The sequence below is a fragment of the Halomicrococcus gelatinilyticus genome (assembly GCA_024227995.1).
GTDB classification, from domain to species: Archaea; Halobacteriota; Halobacteria; order Halobacteriales; family Haladaptataceae; genus Halomicrococcus; species Halomicrococcus gelatinilyticus.
Genome location: CP100465.1, coordinates 348,950 through 364,572, shown reverse-complemented (window position 1 = coordinate 364,572; position 15,623 = coordinate 348,950). Strand labels below are relative to the sequence as shown.

The following is a 15,623-nucleotide window of genomic DNA, read 5'->3' as shown; positions in this document are numbered from 1 at the left end:
CGATGGACAAGGCGCTCTGGTACCTGCTCACCGCGACCCGCGGCGGCGAGAACCGCGCGCGGATCATCCGCTCGCTTTCGGAGCGCCCACGCAACGCCAACCAGCTCGCCACGTCGCTCGACCTGGAGTACAAGACCGTCCGCCACCACCTCGACATGCTCGAGGACCACGACGTGGTCGAGTCGGGCGACAACGAGTACGGGAAGCTGTACTTCCTCACGGACCAGTTCGAACAGCACCGCGAAGCGTTCGAGGACATCATGGAGCAGATAGAATGAACCCGATACAGATCGCCAGTGGACTCGCCGTCGTGAACATCCTGCTGCTGGGACTGCTGACGGTCGTCTGGGTGCGTAACTACCGGACGTTCCGTTCCTCGCTCGTCCTCGGCCTGCTGGCGTTCGCGCTCGTGATGCTGGCGGAGAACGTCGTCGCCATCTACTACTTCTTCAGCATGAAGATGCTGTACTCCGGCGACCCGTCGGTCCAGCAGGCGGTGCTGGTGCTGCGGGCGATGCAGGTCGTCGCGCTCGGGTTCCTGACGTGGGTCACGACGAAGTGACCGCCCGCCGGTCGTCCGGCCGGTGTAACTGGTTCTGGTTACTCCCGCAGAGGAACGACTATCCTGTTTGCGACCCAATATAAGTGATAGAGGTTACCATGACCGATCTAGGCGGTTTCCAAGACCACGTCGCCCGCGTCGACCTTTCGGAGGGGTCGGTAGCGTACGAGGGCGTCGACGACGACGACGCGCGGAAGTACATCGGAGCACGCGGACTCGGGGTAAAGTACGTGTTCGACCAGGGGCCGGACGTCGATCCGCTCGGTCCGGACAACCTTTTGGCGTTCATGAACGGTCCGCTCACGGGCACCCAGACGGTGATGAGCGGTCGCATCGCCGTGGTGACGAAGTCGCCGCTGACGAACACCGTCACGGACTCCCACCACGGCGGCTGGTCCGGCGCTCGCATGAAGTGGGCCGGGTTCGACGGTCTGCTGTTCGAGGGCGAGGCCGACGACCCCGTCTACGCCGTCGTCGAGGACGGCGAGGTCGAACTCCGCGACGCCTCCCACCTCTGGGGGAAGGGCGTCCACGAGACGCGCGACACGCTAGAGGAGGAGGTCGACGGCTCGTACGGCAAGAACCTCTCGCTGATGGCCATCGGGCCGGGCGGCGAGAACGAGGTCCGGATGGCCTGTATCATCAACGAGGACGACCGGGCCTCCGGCCGCGGCGGCACGGGCGCGGTGATGGGGTCGAAGAATCTCAAGGCCGTCGTCGTCAAGTCGACGACGAAGATGCCCCAGCCCGCCGACCAGGACACCTTCCAGGAGGGCCACCAGCAGGCGATGCAGGCCATCCAGGAGTCGGACGTGACCGCGCCGAACGAGGGCGGGCTCTCGATGTACGGCACGAACGTCCTGATGAACCTCACGGAGGAGATGGACGGGCTGCCGACCCGTAACGCGAAGTACACGAGCACGAGCAGCGAGGCCGAGGACGACGACAGCGAGCCGAACATCGAGGCCGAGAAGGTCTCGGGCGAGAACGTTCGCGAGAACATCCTCGTCGACGAACCCACCTGTCACTCCTGTCCCGTCGCCTGCAAGAAGGAGGTCGAGGTGCAGGTCCACCACAAGGGCGAGGACATGAACGTCCGGATGGAGTCCTACGAGTACGAGTCGGCGTGGGCGCTCGGCCCGAACTCGATGAACGACGACCGCGACAAGATCGCCGCGATGATCGACCGGTGCAACGACGTGGGCATCGACACCATCGACACCGGTAACACGATGGCCATGGCGATGGAGGCCACCGAGGAGGGCCGTCTCGACGAGGGCATGGACTGGGGCGACTCCGAGACGATGCTGGAGATGATCGAGCGCATCGCCCACCGCGAGGACGACCTCGCGGACCTGCTCGCCGAGGGCTCGAAGCGCGCAGCCGAGGAGCTCGGCGACGCCGAGATGTCTCTCGACGTGAAGGGCCAGACGATGGCCGCCTACGACCCCCGGAGCATGAAGGGGATGGCCATCGGCTACGCGACGAGCAACCGCGGTGCCTGCCACCTGCGCGGCTACACGCCGTCCGCCGAGATCCTCGGCATCCCGGAGAAGGTCGAACCCACCGAGTGGGAGGGGAAGGGCGAGCTCTGCGCCACCTTCCAGGACCTGCACGCCATCTCGGACAGCTTCGACATCTGCAAGTTCAACGCCTTCGCCGAGGGCATCGAGGAGTACGTCCTCCAGTACAACGGCATGACCGGCCGCGACGTCTCCGAGGAGGACCTGATGGAGGCGGGCGAGCGCATCTACAACCTCGAACGCTACTACAACAACCTCGTCGGCTTCGACGGCGAGGACGACGACCTGCCGGCCCGGTTCGTCGAGGGGAGCCCCGAGGCCATCCCCGGCAAGGGCGGCTCCGAGGGTGAACTCGTCGAACTCGGCGAACTGAAGGAGGAGTACTACTCCGTCCGCGACTGGGAGGACGGTGTCGTGCCCGACGAGAAGCTGGAGGAGCTCGGCATCGAGGTCGGCCCCGGCACCGGCGTGTCCCGCAGCGGCGCGGCGGCGTCCGGCGACGACTGAGCGCTTCCGTTCCGACGATTTTTCGGCCCGATCGTACCCGACGAGGACCGCCTCGACCATCCACCGAAGCGGCGCGCGCGAGCAGATCCCCGATCCGTGACCGCACGATACCATCCCCGGAACGTTGGTATATGGTCACAGATATAGGAAAATTTATTATTAGATGTGCCGCGATAATCCGTGTCGAACCACCATTCTCTCGGCGCATGGCAACACCTGCCGCATCGAAAGATACTAAATTAGGCTGTCGAACGGGACGGTGGAATGACTGACTCCTCTGGCGACCCGGACGCGCGGTTCGAGACGCTCGCCGTCACCCACGCCGAGCAGCCGTCGCACGACCAGCGAGCGGGGGACGTGACGATGCCCATCCACCTCGCGTCGACGTACGCGGTGGACGGCATCGACCCCGACACCGCCCTGGAGGACCTGGACCCGGACGACAACGAGTACCTCTACACGCGGCTGGCGAACCCGACCCGGAACGCCCTGGAGAAGCGCCTGGCGGCGCTGGAGGGCGGCGACCACGCGATGGCGTTCGCCTCCGGCACGTCGGCCATCGTCGCGACCGTGATGGCGACCGTCGAACCCGGCGACCACGTCGTCGCGTTCGACGACCTCTACGGCGGGACGAACACGATGCTGAAGGAACTGTTCCGCGATCGCCTCGACGTCGCGGTCGACTTCGTCGACGCACGCGACCCGGCGAACGTCTCCGACGCGGTCCGCGAGGAGACGGAACTCGTCTGGATGGAGACGCCGACGAACCCGCTGCTACGGCTCTGCGACATCGAGGCCATCGCGTCCGTCGCCGAGTCCGTCGACGCCACCCTCGGCGTCGACAACACGTTCCTCAGCCCGTACTTCCAGCGCCCGCTGGAACTGGGGGCCGACGTGGTCGTCCACAGCACGACGAAGTACCTCAACGGCCACAGCGACTCGCTCGGCGGCGTCGCGGTCACGAGCGACGAGGACGTCGCGGCCGAGATCGGCTTCCTCCAGCAGGTCGGGATGGGGAACGTGCTCGCGCCGTTCGACGCCTTCCTCACGCTGCGCGGCCTGAAGACGCTCCCGCTCCGGATGCGCCAGCACGAGACGAACGCCGCGGAGATCGCGGCGTTCCTCGACGAGCACGAACGGGTCGAGGCGGTCCACTATCCGGGACTCGAATCGCACCCGCAGTACGACCTCGCCGAGCGCCAGATGGACGGCGGCGGGGGCGTGGTGTCGTTCGAACTCGCGGGCGACCTCGCGGCGGTCGAGGAGTTCGTCGCGCGTCTCGACGAGTTCGAACTGGCGGTGAGCCTCGGCGGCGTCGAGTCGCTCATCGAGCACCCCGCGAGCATGACCCACTCGCCGCTCTCGCCGGAGGAACGGGCGGAACTCGGCATCACCGACTCCTTGCTGCGCGTCTCCGCCGGCGTCGAGCACCCCCGCGACCTCATCGCAGACCTCGACTCGGCGCTCGACGCGCTGGAGTGACGAGGGCCGCGTTCAGAGGACCCAGACGGCGGCCCCGGCGACGACCGCAAACGCCGCGAGCGTGACGACCGCGGCAACGACGCGGCTCCCGCCGGTCTCCGGGTCGAAGGCGTCGACGCGCCACAGCTGCGCGAGACCGAGGGCGAACAGCGCGAACCCGCCGCTCAACGCGGCCGGGACCACGAGGGAGTGGATTCCCGGACCGAACAGTCCCGAGGAGACGAGCGTCAGGCCGAGTACCGTGGCCCCGATGCCCAGTTCCAGACCGTATCGCATGCGAGAGGCTTCGTACCCGCCTTTCTTGTAGCTTGTCCTCGCGCGACCAGAAGAGCGCTCGTTCGTTCGACCGCGCGGTTCGGACCGGCCGTCGACGGGCGTCGGCCGACGGACCGACGCTGGCGAGCGGGGCCGGTCAGGCGGGGTCGGCGTGTCGGCGACCGACGACCGCCACCTGCCGAACCTCCAGCGCCGTCTCGAACTCGTCCTCGCGTCCGTTCTCGCGCCCGATGCGGCGCAGTTGTTGCTCGTGGGCCCGCCGGACCGCGTCGGCCTCCCGGCGACCGAAGCCCAGGCGTTCGCCCGCCGTCGACCAGTAGCCCAGCGGGACGAGGAAGGTGGCGCGCTCGTCGGTCTCGTGGACGCACTCGTACTGCCGGCGGTGGTCGTCCAGCCGACCGGCGAGGTCGGTCTGGGCGCGCGCGAGCAGGTCCGGGATCCGTTCGAGCGGGACGCTCGCCTTCGCACCCGTCAGCAGCACGATCTGGCCGTCGATCGGATGGGCGGGGTCGTCGGTCACGTGGGGTCACCCCCCTGCTCGCATCGCCTTCTGCGCGAAGTCGTCGACCAGGCCGTCGAGGGCGGACTCGTCGCCCTCGAAGACGACGGTGACCTCGGTCAACGTGAGACTGGGGCCGATCTCGACCGTCTCGGACGAGACCGACGCTCGCCAGTCGTCGGCGACGACGTCGCCGTCCGGTCGTTCCTCGCCGCCGAGGTTCCGGAGGTACCGCCGGGCCAGCCGTTCGGAGATGCCGCGGAAGGACTTCTCGCGTCGCATCTATCCACCCGCGACCGGCGGGAACACCGCCAGCGTGTCGCCGTCGTCCAGCGGCGTCGACTCGCCGTCGAGGTGGACCACGTCCTTCCCGTTCTTCATGATGCTCAACTGCTCGCGCATCTCGCCGTCCTCGTAGAGGTCGAGGTCGTACTCCGCGACCAGCGTCCGGAGGACGTCGCCGACGGTAGCGTCCTCGGGGTACTCGCGTTCGAGCGTCTTCTGCCCGACCGCCTCGCGGAAGTTGGCGAAGAACCGCAGCGTGAGGTCCATACCGATTCGTGGGCCGCCGGGCGTATAAATCCCGCTCGGCCGTGCGTCGCCTCCGGTGCTCACGACCGCTCCGCGAGGACGCCCGCGACGCCGCTCGCGACGACGAGTGCGAGCGCGGTGGCGACCAGCACGGCGTCGCTACCGTTCGCCACGACCGTGTCACGGAAGGTCGAGAGCGCTCGCTGCCACGCGACGGCGACCGCGCCGAGCGCCGTCAGTGCCAGCGCGAGCGTCGCCACGAGCACGCCGTGGACGCCACGACGGACGGGGCCGCCACCGGCGTACCTGCCTGCCGCGTAGCCGCCGACCGGGACGACCAGCGTGCTCGCCAGCGCGGGGACGTCGGCGAACGGCGTCAGGAGCGTGACGAGACCGGCGGCGAGCTTCGCGCCGAGCGCGACCACCAGGCCGACCGCCACGGCGCCGCCGTCGACGCCACGCGACGGCTCGTCCGCCACCTCCGCGGCCTTCGCGCGGCGAACGCGGGCGAGCGGTGCGTCGTCGTCTGCACCGCACGACTCGTCGGTCATCTTCCGGGTCGGATGCCGTCGCTGACGAGTCGTGCGTGCCGCTCGCGGTCGATGTGGTCGGCCAGGTCGTCGTGGTCGTACAGCTGGCGGACGAGCGAGCCCATCAGGTCGCGCCAGGCCATCGCGTAGATGGGCGACTGCCCCCAGGCGCGCAGTTCCGCGACGAAGTCGTCGTACTGCTCCCAGCGTTCCTCGAAGCGCTCGACGACGTCGACGACCGCCCCGGCGACCGCCTCGTCGTCTTCGGTCTCCTCGCGGAGCCGGTTCAGGCGCGCCTCCCAGCCCTCGACGGCGCGCTCCATGTCGCGGGCAGCGTTCTCGCCGTCCTCTGGCAGCGACGTGACGATCGATTCCGGAATCGACAGCGTGATTTCCTCCATACGGCGTCCTTGGGCCGTATCACTCAAAAACGCTCGCCCCTCCGAGCTGTGTACGACCGTCACGCCCCGTCGACCGCCAATGCTTTTCCGGCAACCCGTCGTCCGTGCGGGCATGACCGACTGGACCCACGGGGAGGTCGTCGCGAACGGGGTGCGACTCCACCACGTCGAGGCGGGCGACCCGGCGGACCCGCTCGTCGTCCTGCTGCACGGGTTCCCCGAGTTCTGGTACTCGTGGCGCGATCAGGTCCCGGCGCTCGCAGACGCCGGGTTCCACGTCGTCGCCCCGGACATGCGGGGGTACAACCGCTCGGAGAAACCCCACGGCGTCGACGCCTACCGACTGGCGGAGCTCGTCGGCGACGTCGTCGGGCTGCTGGACCGTTTCGACGCCGAGCGTGCGCACGTCGTCGGCCACGACTGGGGCGGCATCGTCGCGTGGGAGACCGCCATCCGTCATCCGGACCGCCTCGCGGACCTCGCCGTCCTGAACGCGCCCCATCCCGGCGCGTACCGCCGCGAACTCCTGCAGAATCCCGACCAGTGGCGTCGCTCCTGGTACGCGCTGGCCTTCCAGTTGCCCTGGCTTCCGGAGGCCCTCCTCGGAGCGCTCGACTGCGCCGGTGTGGCCGAACTGCTGGCCGGCAGTGCGACGACACCGTCGACGTTCGACGAGCGTGACCTCCGGTGGTACCGCGAGGCCGCCTGTCGTCCGGGCGCGCTGCGGTCCGCCCTCAACTACTACCGGGCGCAGTTCCGCGGCGAACTGCGGCGAGAACTCGGCGCCGTCCTCGGCGACCGCCGGTCGCTCGACGTCGACGTCCCCACGCTGCTGGTCTGGGGGGAGCGCGACCCCGCACTCGACGTTTCGCTGACGGAGGGGCTGGACGAATGGGTGCCGGACCTGCGCGTCGAGCGGTTCCCGGACGCGAGCCACTGGATCCAGAACGAGCGTCCGGAGCGAGTCACCGAACTGCTCGTCGAGTTCCTGTCGAGTCGCTAACACAGACGGAAGTGGGTCGATCAGGCACTGGTGGGTCACGGGACTGCAACGCGACCACGGACCTCGCAAGAACCCGGGTTTCGCGCGACTTCTAGTGGATGAAAACGAGCAACAGCGGCACCACCAGCAAGGAGACGAGGAACGCGACGAAGTACGCGACCGTGCTGAGGATCTCGCTCTGGACGGCGTCGATGACGCTGGTGTACAGTGGGTACAGTAGCAGCGCCAGCATCGTCACGACGAGACCGACGACCAGCAGCAGCGCGACGACCGTGACGCCGACGGGCGTGTCGAGCGCGACGGCGACGACGAGCGTGTCGACGAGCGTCCCGATGTTCGCACCGAGGACGTACGGCATTATCTCCGACCGCTTGACGTGGCCGCGGTTGTACAGCGGGACGACGACGCCGAGCGAGAACGCGATGCTGGTCGTGAACCCGGTGACGACCAGCCCGACCACGAAGGACGTCCACTTGTGCTGGAGGCGGGAGATGTACCGGTCCCGAAGCTGCTGTTTGTCGACGCCGTCGAGGATGCGGTCGAACGAGCGCATGCTCAGGAAGATGGCGCCCAGCGCGAGCGCGAACGCCGCCCCGGCGCCGACGCCGTCGATGATGCTCCCCGTGGCGACAGAGAGGACGTCGGGGACGCCCGTCTCCGGTCCGGGAACGGCCCGGTCGACGGCCGCCGCCGGCGTGACGAGCGGGAGCACGAGGTACCCCAGCACCAGCACGGGCAGGTATATCGAGTGGGTGAGCAGGAAGGCGAGCAGGCCGAGGCTCACGGACTCGCGCAGCGTCCCGAGCTCCTCGTGGACGTAGTCGAAAGCACCGATGAAGACGACGATTGCTGCCGCGCCGAGCCGGGAGCCGACAATCATCAGGTAGAGCTGCGAAGTGACGATGAGGTCGGCGTCGAACAGCGAGAGCGCGAGCGCAGCGACGACCGACCCGTTGGCGAGGAGGTACGAGGCGAGCCAGCTGACGCCGAGCGCCGGAACGTCCCCGACGACGACCTCGCGGAGTACTCCCCGGAGGAACGGTGACAGCGCGTCCGTCGCGGCGCCGAGCAGTCGTATCGCGAACAGGAACAGCAGGACCGTCGCGATCGCCTTCACCGAGAGTGCGACCGACGACTGCCCCGACGATTGCTCTGGAACCGTCCCCAAGGTAACACGCCCGGAAAGGGTACTACCCGGTCGGCCATAGGAGTGGTCCTTCGACCGACCCCGTCGAAGCGGGAAAGTATCGACGTTCCGTGACGCTCCGTCGCCGTGCCGACGCTGTGGCTCCTTCGACGATTGGCGTTACTTCGCCGTGCTGACGATCTTGACGACGTCGCCCTCCTCCAGTTCGTGGGAGTCGCTGATCTCGCGGTTCGTCCGCGCGTCGACGGCGTGGAGGTAGCCGTCGCCGATGTCGCTGTGGACGGCGTAGGCGAGGTCGCGCGGCGTCGACCCGCGCGGGAGGAGGAAGGCGTCGGGGAGGACGTTGCCCTGGCCGTCGGTCCACTTCGACTCGTTCTGGACGGGGTAGGCCGTGATGCGGTCGAGCAGGTCGTAGACGGCCTCATTCATCGCCTGCTGGACGCCCGTCCCGCCCCACTCCGCCATGACGTCGCGGATGCGTTCGAGGCCCTGCTCCTGCTGGGCGCTCAGGTCGCCGACCACCTCGAAGTCGTCGTCGCCGGGGTCGTACTCGACCGCGCCAGCCTCGACGGCCTGCCGGAGCGCGAGTTCCCCCTCCGCCGTCGCGGGGATGACGGGCTTGCCGGTCTCCGCGAGACGCTCGACGTTCTCCTCGGGCGCGACGTCGGCCTTGTTGGCGACGAGGACGATCGGCTTCGTCCGCGCGCGGACGTCGCGGGCGAGCGCCTCGCGGTGCTCGTCGGTCCAGTCGCGGGGGTTGTCGGGGTAGTCGAGGTCGCGGAGGCTGGCGGCCACGTCCGCTTCCGTCGCGCCGAAGCCCGTCAGCATCTCCGCGAGCGCGTCGTCGATGTCGAACCCGGGCGAGCGCGACTGGCGCTCGACGGTCTCCCAGTTGCGGTCGACGATGCCCGCCAGCCACATGTCCATCTGCTCCTCGATGAAGTCGACCTCGTCGACGGGGTCGTAGGTGCCGACCTCGACGGGTTCGCCCTCGGCGTCGGTCGCGCCTGACGCGTCGACGACGTTGAGGATGACGTCCGCGTTCGTCAGTTCGTCGAGGAACTGGTTGCCGAGGCCGCGCCCCTCGTGGGCGCCCGGGACGAGGCCGGCCACGTCGAGCAGTTCCACGGGGACGTAGCGCTTGCCGTCGTGGCACGCGTCGTTGCCGCAGCGCTCGTCCAACTCCAGGCAGGGACACTTCGTCCTGACGGAGCTCACCCCGCGGTTGGCGTCGATGGTCGTGAACGGGTAGTTCGCCACGTCCACGTCGGCCATCGTCGCCGCCTTGTAGAACGTGGACTTGCCCGCGTTGGGCTTGCCCGCCAGCGCGATGGAAATCATGCGTCGTGATACCGTCCTTTCGGGGAACTGCCTTTCGGTCCGCAGCGAGTCGCCAGGCGGGTCCTCCGCGGTCGATTCCGGCGCGACGGCGCGTCGTGGAACCGCTCGCCGGTGCCGTCAGTAACCCCGGTTTAGGAAACCTTTTCCCGCCCGTCGTACTGCAGTCGCTCAATGAGTACCGAGCGGAGGGAACATCGAGCATGACGATGGACGACCGCATCGACGACCTGCGAGAGAAGCGCGAGGAGGCCGAGAAGGGCGGCGGCGAGGAGCGCATCGAGAAGCAACACGAACGCGGGAAGATGACTGCGCGCGAGCGCATCGACTACTTCCTCGACGACGGCACGTTCAACGAGTTCGACCAGCTCCGCACCCACCGGAGCCACAACTTCGGCATGGAGGAAAAGCAGGTGTACGGCGACGGCGTCGTCACCGGCTACGGCGAGGTCAACGGCCGGAAAGTGTTCGTCTTCGCCCACGACTTCACCGTCTTCGGCGGGTCGCTCGGCGAGGTGTTCGCCGAGAAGGTGACGAAGGTGATGGACCGCGCGATGGAGGTCGGCGCCCCCATCGTCGGTCTCAACGACTCCGCCGGCGCGCGCATCCAGGAGGGCGTCGCCTCGCTGGCTGGCTACGCCGACATCTTCCACCGCAACCAGCAGGCCTCCGGCGTCGTCCCCCAGATTTCCGCCATCATGGGACCGTGTGCTGGCGGCGCGGTGTACAGCCCCGCCATCACGGACTTCACCTTCATGGTGAAAGACACCAGCCACATGTTCATCACCGGCCCGGACGTCATCGAGACGGTCACGGGCGAGGAGGTGACCTTCGAGGAACTCGGCGGCGCGACCACTCACACGAGCACGAGCGGGGTCGCGCACTTCGCCGAGGACAGCGAGGAGGAGGCGCTGGACGACATCCGCCGCCTGCTCTCCTACCTCCCGCAGAACAACGTCGAGGACCCGCCGGCCGTCGAGCCGTGGGACGACCCCGAGCGCCGCGACGAAGAACTGGAGTCCGTCGTCCCGGACCAGCCCCGGAAGCCGTACGACATGGCCCGGGTCATCGAGGGCGTCGTCGACGAGGACTCCTTCTTCGAGGTGCAGGAGGGGTACGCGAAGAACATCGTCGTCGGCTTCGCGCGACTCGACGGCAAGAGCGTCGGCATCGTCGCCAACCAGCCGCGGGTGAACGCCGGCACGCTCGACATCGAGTCCTCCGAGAAGGGGTCGCGGTTCGTCCGCTTCTGTGACTCGTTCAACATCCCCATCCTCACGTTCGTCGACGTGCCCGGCTTCATGCCCGGGACCGACCAGGAGCACGGCGGCATCATCCGCCACGGCGCGAAGCTCCTCTACGCGTTCTCAGAGGCGACCGTTCCGCTGCTCACCGTCATCACCCGGAAGGCGTACGGCGGGGCCTACGACGTGATGGCGTCCAAGCACATCGGCGCCGACGTCAACTACGCGTGGCCGACGGCCGAGATCGCCGTGATGGGGCCGAAGGGCGCGGTCAACGTCCTCTACAGCGACGAACTCGCGGAGGCCGACGACCCCGACGCGCGCCGCGAGGAGCTCATCGACGAGTACCGCGACGAGTTCGCCAACCCCTACACCGCCGCGGACCGCGGGTTCGTCGACGACGTCATCGAGCCGAAGGAGACCCGACCGCGTCTCATCGACGACCTGGAGATGCTCGAAACGAAGCGGAAGTCTCAGCCCGAGAAGAAACATGGCAACATCCCGCTCTGAGGGGTTCGACCTCTCCATCCCCGACGACGCCACCGACGAGGAGGCGGCTGCCATCGCCGCCGCCGTCAGCGCCCACCTCAGCGCCCAGTCGGCCGCGGCTGCGGCGGCGGGGGAGGAAGCCGAGACCTGGCAGGGCGACCGCTGGGGGTTCGCGGGCAAGGTCGCGCGCCTGCAGAACCGCGACGTGCGCGTCCCCACGGACGCGCCGACCGACCCGTGGAGCGCGGCGGGTCGCGCCTCCCGGTTCTGACCCGTCTCGGCCGGCAGTTCTCTGGCGACCCCGGCGCGTTCGTGCCAGAAATCTGGGGGTCACGGCTAAGTACTTTGGCGAAGTACGGTTGAAGGCTTCTGAATACCGTCTGCGTCTCTCGACAGCGCAGTGAGACGCGTTCGTTTCCGGCGTCAGGAGTGGGGGAGAAACATGGTAGAGGTACTCTACGTCATCGAACGCGCGTTCATGCGCAAGACGTTCGAATCGATAGATAGGCACGTAACTGTCGAGTCGGCGTACGTTCCGGTCCGGCCCGAAGCGGTGGGCTGTTGCGACGACATCCCCGAAGTCGTCGTCGACGACATCGGCGCGGTCGACGAGAGCGTCCGCGAGGTAGACCCGAGCGTCGTCGTGTACAATCACCGGTTCAAGATGGGGGAGCTGTCGTTCCACGGGGAGTACCCCCTCGTCCACGTCCGCCACGGGGCGTCCATCGGGCGCGGCGAGGTGGAGACGACGGTCGAGCACGTCGGACACACCGTCGACGTGGCACTCGCGCCAGGCGACCGATGGGCGCATCGCTACCGCGAGGCGTTCCCCGACGACGTGGCGGTGCGCGTCGTCGGCATCCCGGAGGCCGACGACCTCGTGGACGCCGACTCGCCGCGGGACCGTCGCGTCCTGTACGCGCCGACCAACCACAACTACGGCAGCGGGTCCTACCTCTCGACGGCGGAACCGGTGCTCGACCTGTTCGAGGACACCGACTACGAACTCCTCTTCCGACCGCACCCGATGGACAGGAAGGAGGAACCGGGCCGGTCGCTCACCAGCAAGTGTCGCGACCGCATCGCCGACGTGTCGAACGTCGCGTTCGACGACGACTCGACGCCGCGAGAGAGCGTACTGGCGTCGGACCTGCTGCTCTCCGACTACTCCGGCATCGTCACGGAGTGGCTCCACACCGGCCGGCCGCTCGTCCAGTTCGCCGACATCGCCACGGACGACGCTGACGTTCCGGAGATCGGCCTCGTGACGACGGCAGCCGACCTCGACCTCGGCACCGTCGACGACCTGTACGAGAACGGCTACCCGTCGGCCGTCGCCGAGCGCGAGGCCGCGTTCAGGGAGCACCTCGGCATCCCGATGGACGGTCGGGCCGGCGAACGCGCTGCCGCGGAGGTAACGAGATGCGCGCAGTGATCCTCGCGGCGGGCTGTGGAAGCCGGATGGGCGACGTCACGGAGGACGTGCCCAAGGCGTTCCTCGAGGTCGGCGGACGGACGCTGTACGACCGGCAGCGCGACGTGCTCACGGAGCACGTCGACGGTATCACCATCGTCCTCGGGTACAAGTACGAGAACGTGATCGACGACCTCTCGACGGCCGACCCGGTGGTGTTCGAGCGCTGGTCCGACTACGAGAACGCCGAGTCGCTGCGGCGGGCACTCGCACGCGTCGACGACGACGTCCTCGTGCTGAACGGCGACGTCGTCGTCGAGCCGGGGCTGCTCGACCGACTGGTCGATCGCTATCGGCTGTTCGACGGCGGATTCAACGTCGTCGGCTGCTTCCCCGGCGTCCAGGACGAGCACACTGCCATCCAGTGCGACGGGGCGAACAACGTCGTCGACTACGGGATGATCCCCGGTCACCGCCACGCCGGCGTCGGCATCGTCAGTCGCCGTCACCGCGACGCTGCACTCGACGTCCTCGCCGACAACTCGGACGACTGGTACCCACACGTGTACCCCGAGACGCCGACCAAGCGGGTCACCGTCTCGCCGAACCGGCACGTCGAGATCAATCGACCGCCCGACCTCGCCAGGGCGCGCGAGCGATTCCCGCTGGCGCAGCCCGGCGAACGCGACACGGCCCGGTAGCGCCGACGCGGCGTCGCCTCGACGGCCACCTGCCGTTCCGTCGACGATTACCGCCAGCGTCGGCGACGGTAACCGCTCGTTACCGGGCCCTCGACGCGCGTACGTCCGACGAACGGCTCGAAAGCTACGGCGGACGGCCCGAAAGCCACGGATACTGCGGGTCAGTCGTGGCGTTCGTGCCGACGCCTGTGGGGAAATAGATGGTTTTAACAGTCCCCGACTCTGCGTGCTCTGCGAGGAATGGATCTCATAGCCCATCGAGGGTGTGCGGGGCAACATCCGGAGAACACAGTGCGTGCCGTACGGAAGTCGTCGCGTCGCTTTCCTGCGGTCGAACTGGACGTCCGCCGCTGTCGGACGGGCGAACTGGTCGTCTTCCACGACGAGACGGTCGACCGCGTGACCGACGGGACGGGGTCGGTCGCTGCGATGGACTGGGACCGCCTCCGGTCGCTGGAGGTGCTCGAGTCGGGCGAACGGATCCCCCGGTTGTCGGAGGCGCTCGCGGCGATCCCGTCGGACGTGAGCGTCCAGGTCGAACTCAAACAGCTGGGGGTGGCAGCCGACGCCGTAGCGGCCATCGCCGCCGCCGACGTCGACGCTCGCGTCACCTCCTTCCTGCCGTCGGCGCTCGCCGAGGTCCGGGACCGGAATCCGGAACTCCCGCTGGGGTACCTGTTCGGCGAGTCGGTCGGCGTCGAGACCGGCCTGGCGACCGCGGTCGCGCTCGGCTGCGACACGCTCCACCCGCACTCGACGCTCTGCCTGGAGACGGACGTCGTCGACGCCGCCCACGCGGCGGGGATGGACGTGGTCGCCTGGGCGGCCGACGACGACGAGACGTTCGAGCGACTGCGCGCGGCGGGCGTCGACGGCGCAACGGCCGACGACTGGCCGCGGGCCACCGAGGAACTGGAGCCGATCGCGGCCGACTGACGCCGGCGCTCAGGCTCGCGCCACCGCCAGGATGTGCTCCGACCAGTCGACGGCGGCGCGGTCCTCCCGAAGCAGCTCGACGACCGCTCGCACGTCAGCGACGGCGTCGGGGTCGGCGTCTGCGAGTTCGCGTTTCATCCTGCTGGCGACGGTTTCGAGGCCGACCAGCCGTTCGACCGCGAGGCCGGCGGCTGTCAGTTCGGCCTCGAACTCGTCGGCGCGGAAGCCGTGGCACTCCGCCCACCCCTCGCCGTCGGCGTGGCGCTCGACGCGCTCCGCGGTGTAGTCGCCGTCCTCGGCGATGGGCGCGAGCAGGCCCGACGACCGCTCCAGGTCGAACTTCACGACGTCCCGGAGCATGGCGAGGCGACCGATGACGGAGACGAAGACGGGCGCGCCGTCGCGGGCGACCCGTCGGAGTTCCGCCGTCGCCGTCGCGCGCTCGACGTCGTCGACGACGTGCGAGAGGGGGCCGCCGAGACAGCAGACCGCGTCGAATCCGTCGTCGTCGAAGTCGAGGTCGCGAACGTCGCCCCGCTCGGCCGTCACGCGGTCGACGAGACCGCGCTCGTCGGCCTTCTCGCGGGCGATGGCCACCTGCTCCGACGAGAGGTCGACGAGCGTCACGTCGTACCCGCGCTCGGCGAGCCAGCAGGCGTAGCGACCCGCGCCGCCGCCGGCGTCGAGCACCCGACCGGCGTCGGGCAGGTAGCGGTCCAGGTAGTCGACCGTGTTCTCGAACTCCATGCGGGTGACGGGGTCGCGGTCGAGACGCTCCCACTCGCCCTCCGCGAACTCGTCGTAGTACTCCCTGGGGTCCAGGTCGGTCATCGGCCCGCCTCCGCGGTGGTCGTCCGGTGCGTGTCGGTCGTCCGTCGCGTTACTGTGCTGGCGCTTCGTCGGTCTCGTCGCGTCTGTGATCGCATCTGTGGCTGTGTTCGGGAAGGCGCAGTCGGCGCACGGTTCGCGAGGCGACGGGATTCACTCCGACCGACGCCGTCCAAACGGCCTACGTCCGGGGCTCCACCCGTCGAGAAGCG

Annotated in this window: 19 protein-coding genes; 10 read left to right on the top strand and 9 right to left on the bottom strand. The window is 68.6% G+C overall.

The window, feature by feature from the left end:
• Positions 1-2 precede the first annotated feature (2 nt).
• The 4 genes from NKT36_RS01925 (at position 3) to NKT36_RS01910 (ending at position 4,074) form a co-directional block, all read left to right on the top strand.
• Positions 3-278 (top strand): ArsR/SmtB family transcription factor, encoded by a 276-nt coding sequence (locus NKT36_RS01925; RefSeq protein ID WP_327052264.1) that lies wholly within the window; start codon positions 3-5, stop codon positions 276-278.
• On the top strand, positions 275-562 hold the full coding sequence (locus NKT36_RS01920; protein WP_327052263.1) for a hypothetical protein: 288 nt from the start codon (positions 275-277) through the stop codon (positions 560-562). Before NKT36_RS01925 ends, NKT36_RS01920 begins: the two co-directional genes overlap by 4 nt.
• Positions 563-660: 98 nt before the next feature.
• Positions 661-2,592: an aldehyde ferredoxin oxidoreductase family protein gene (locus NKT36_RS01915; protein ID WP_327052262.1), complete on the top strand. Its 1,932-nt coding sequence runs from the start codon at positions 661-663 to the stop codon at positions 2,590-2,592.
• Positions 2,593-2,856: 264 nt separating this feature from the next.
• A complete protein-coding gene (locus NKT36_RS01910; protein WP_327052261.1) occupies positions 2,857-4,074 on the top strand; it encodes a trans-sulfuration enzyme family protein in 1,218 nt (405 codons plus the stop codon).
• Positions 4,075-4,086: 12 nt separating this feature from the next.
• Here the strand turns inward: NKT36_RS01910 and NKT36_RS01905 are convergent, their stop codons facing one another.
• The 6 genes from NKT36_RS01905 to NKT36_RS01880 form a co-directional block, all read right to left on the bottom strand.
• Positions 4,087-4,350: a hypothetical protein gene (locus tag NKT36_RS01905; protein WP_327052260.1), complete on the bottom strand. Its 264-nt coding sequence runs from the start codon at positions 4,348-4,350 to the stop codon at positions 4,087-4,089.
• A gap of 136 nt (positions 4,351-4,486) precedes the next feature.
• On the bottom strand, positions 4,487-4,870 hold the full coding sequence (locus tag NKT36_RS01900) for a hypothetical protein (protein WP_327052259.1): 384 nt from the start codon (positions 4,868-4,870) through the stop codon (positions 4,487-4,489).
• A 6-nt stretch (positions 4,871-4,876) separates the two neighbouring features.
• Complete coding sequence (locus tag NKT36_RS01895) at positions 4,877-5,131, bottom strand: hypothetical protein (RefSeq protein WP_327052258.1); 255 nt, start codon at positions 5,129-5,131, stop codon at positions 4,877-4,879.
• Positions 5,132-5,401, bottom strand: coding sequence for a ubiquitin-like small modifier protein 1 (locus NKT36_RS01890; protein WP_327052257.1), 270 nt, complete (start codon positions 5,399-5,401; stop codon positions 5,132-5,134). It abuts the gene before it with no gap.
• Positions 5,402-5,460: 59 nt separating this feature from the next.
• A complete protein-coding gene (locus NKT36_RS01885) occupies positions 5,461-5,931 on the bottom strand; it encodes a hypothetical protein (RefSeq protein WP_327052256.1) in 471 nt (156 codons plus the stop codon).
• Positions 5,928-6,311 carry a hypothetical protein gene (locus tag NKT36_RS01880; RefSeq protein ID WP_327052255.1) on the bottom strand — a complete coding sequence of 128 codons (384 nt, stop codon included), beginning with the start codon at positions 6,309-6,311 and terminating at the stop codon, positions 5,928-5,930. The genes NKT36_RS01885 and NKT36_RS01880 overlap by 4 nt, the downstream gene beginning before the upstream one ends.
• Before the next feature lie 112 nt (positions 6,312-6,423).
• Here NKT36_RS01880 and NKT36_RS01875 point away from each other — a divergent pair, with 112 nt between their 5' ends.
• Entirely contained in the window at positions 6,424-7,314 is an 891-nt protein-coding gene (locus tag NKT36_RS01875) for an alpha/beta fold hydrolase (protein WP_327052254.1), read from the top strand.
• Between the two features lie 91 nt (positions 7,315-7,405).
• On the opposite strand, the gene NKT36_RS01870 is transcribed toward NKT36_RS01875, so the two are convergent.
• A complete protein-coding gene (locus NKT36_RS01870; RefSeq protein WP_327052253.1) occupies positions 7,406-8,431 on the bottom strand; it encodes a sodium:phosphate symporter in 1,026 nt (341 codons plus the stop codon).
• Positions 8,432-8,620: 189 nt separating this feature from the next.
• Positions 8,621-9,802, bottom strand: a complete 1,182-nt coding sequence (locus tag NKT36_RS01865; RefSeq protein ID WP_327052252.1) for a redox-regulated ATPase YchF — start codon at positions 9,800-9,802, stop codon at positions 8,621-8,623.
• 206 nt (positions 9,803-10,008) lie between these two features.
• Between NKT36_RS01865 and NKT36_RS01860 the strand changes: the two genes are divergently transcribed.
• The 5 genes from NKT36_RS01860 to NKT36_RS01840 all read left to right on the top strand — a co-directional run bounded on the left by NKT36_RS01860 (position 10,009) and on the right by NKT36_RS01840 (position 14,583).
• The gene (locus tag NKT36_RS01860) at positions 10,009-11,553 is read left to right on the top strand and encodes an acyl-CoA carboxylase subunit beta (protein WP_407652224.1); all 1,545 of its coding nucleotides are present in this window, start codon (positions 10,009-10,011) and stop codon (positions 11,551-11,553) included.
• Positions 11,534-11,803: an acc operon protein gene (locus NKT36_RS01855; RefSeq protein WP_327052250.1), complete on the top strand. Its 270-nt coding sequence runs from the start codon at positions 11,534-11,536 to the stop codon at positions 11,801-11,803. Before NKT36_RS01860 ends, NKT36_RS01855 begins: the two co-directional genes overlap by 20 nt.
• Before the next feature lie 171 nt (positions 11,804-11,974).
• The gene (locus NKT36_RS01850; protein WP_327052249.1) at positions 11,975-12,967 is read left to right on the top strand and encodes a CDP-glycerol glycerophosphotransferase family protein; all 993 of its coding nucleotides are present in this window, start codon (positions 11,975-11,977) and stop codon (positions 12,965-12,967) included.
• Positions 12,955-13,647 (top strand): NTP transferase domain-containing protein, encoded by a 693-nt coding sequence (locus NKT36_RS01845; protein ID WP_327052248.1) that lies wholly within the window; start codon positions 12,955-12,957, stop codon positions 13,645-13,647. Before NKT36_RS01850 ends, NKT36_RS01845 begins: the two co-directional genes overlap by 13 nt.
• Positions 13,648-13,938: 291 nt before the next feature.
• Positions 13,939-14,583, top strand: a complete 645-nt coding sequence (locus NKT36_RS01840) for a glycerophosphodiester phosphodiesterase (protein WP_407652194.1) — start codon at positions 13,939-13,941, stop codon at positions 14,581-14,583.
• A gap of 9 nt (positions 14,584-14,592) precedes the next feature.
• Here NKT36_RS01840 and NKT36_RS01835 read toward each other — a convergent pair whose 3' ends face one another.
• A complete protein-coding gene (locus NKT36_RS01835) occupies positions 14,593-15,414 on the bottom strand; it encodes a class I SAM-dependent methyltransferase (protein ID WP_327052246.1) in 822 nt (273 codons plus the stop codon).
• Positions 15,415-15,623: the final 209 nt, after the last annotated feature.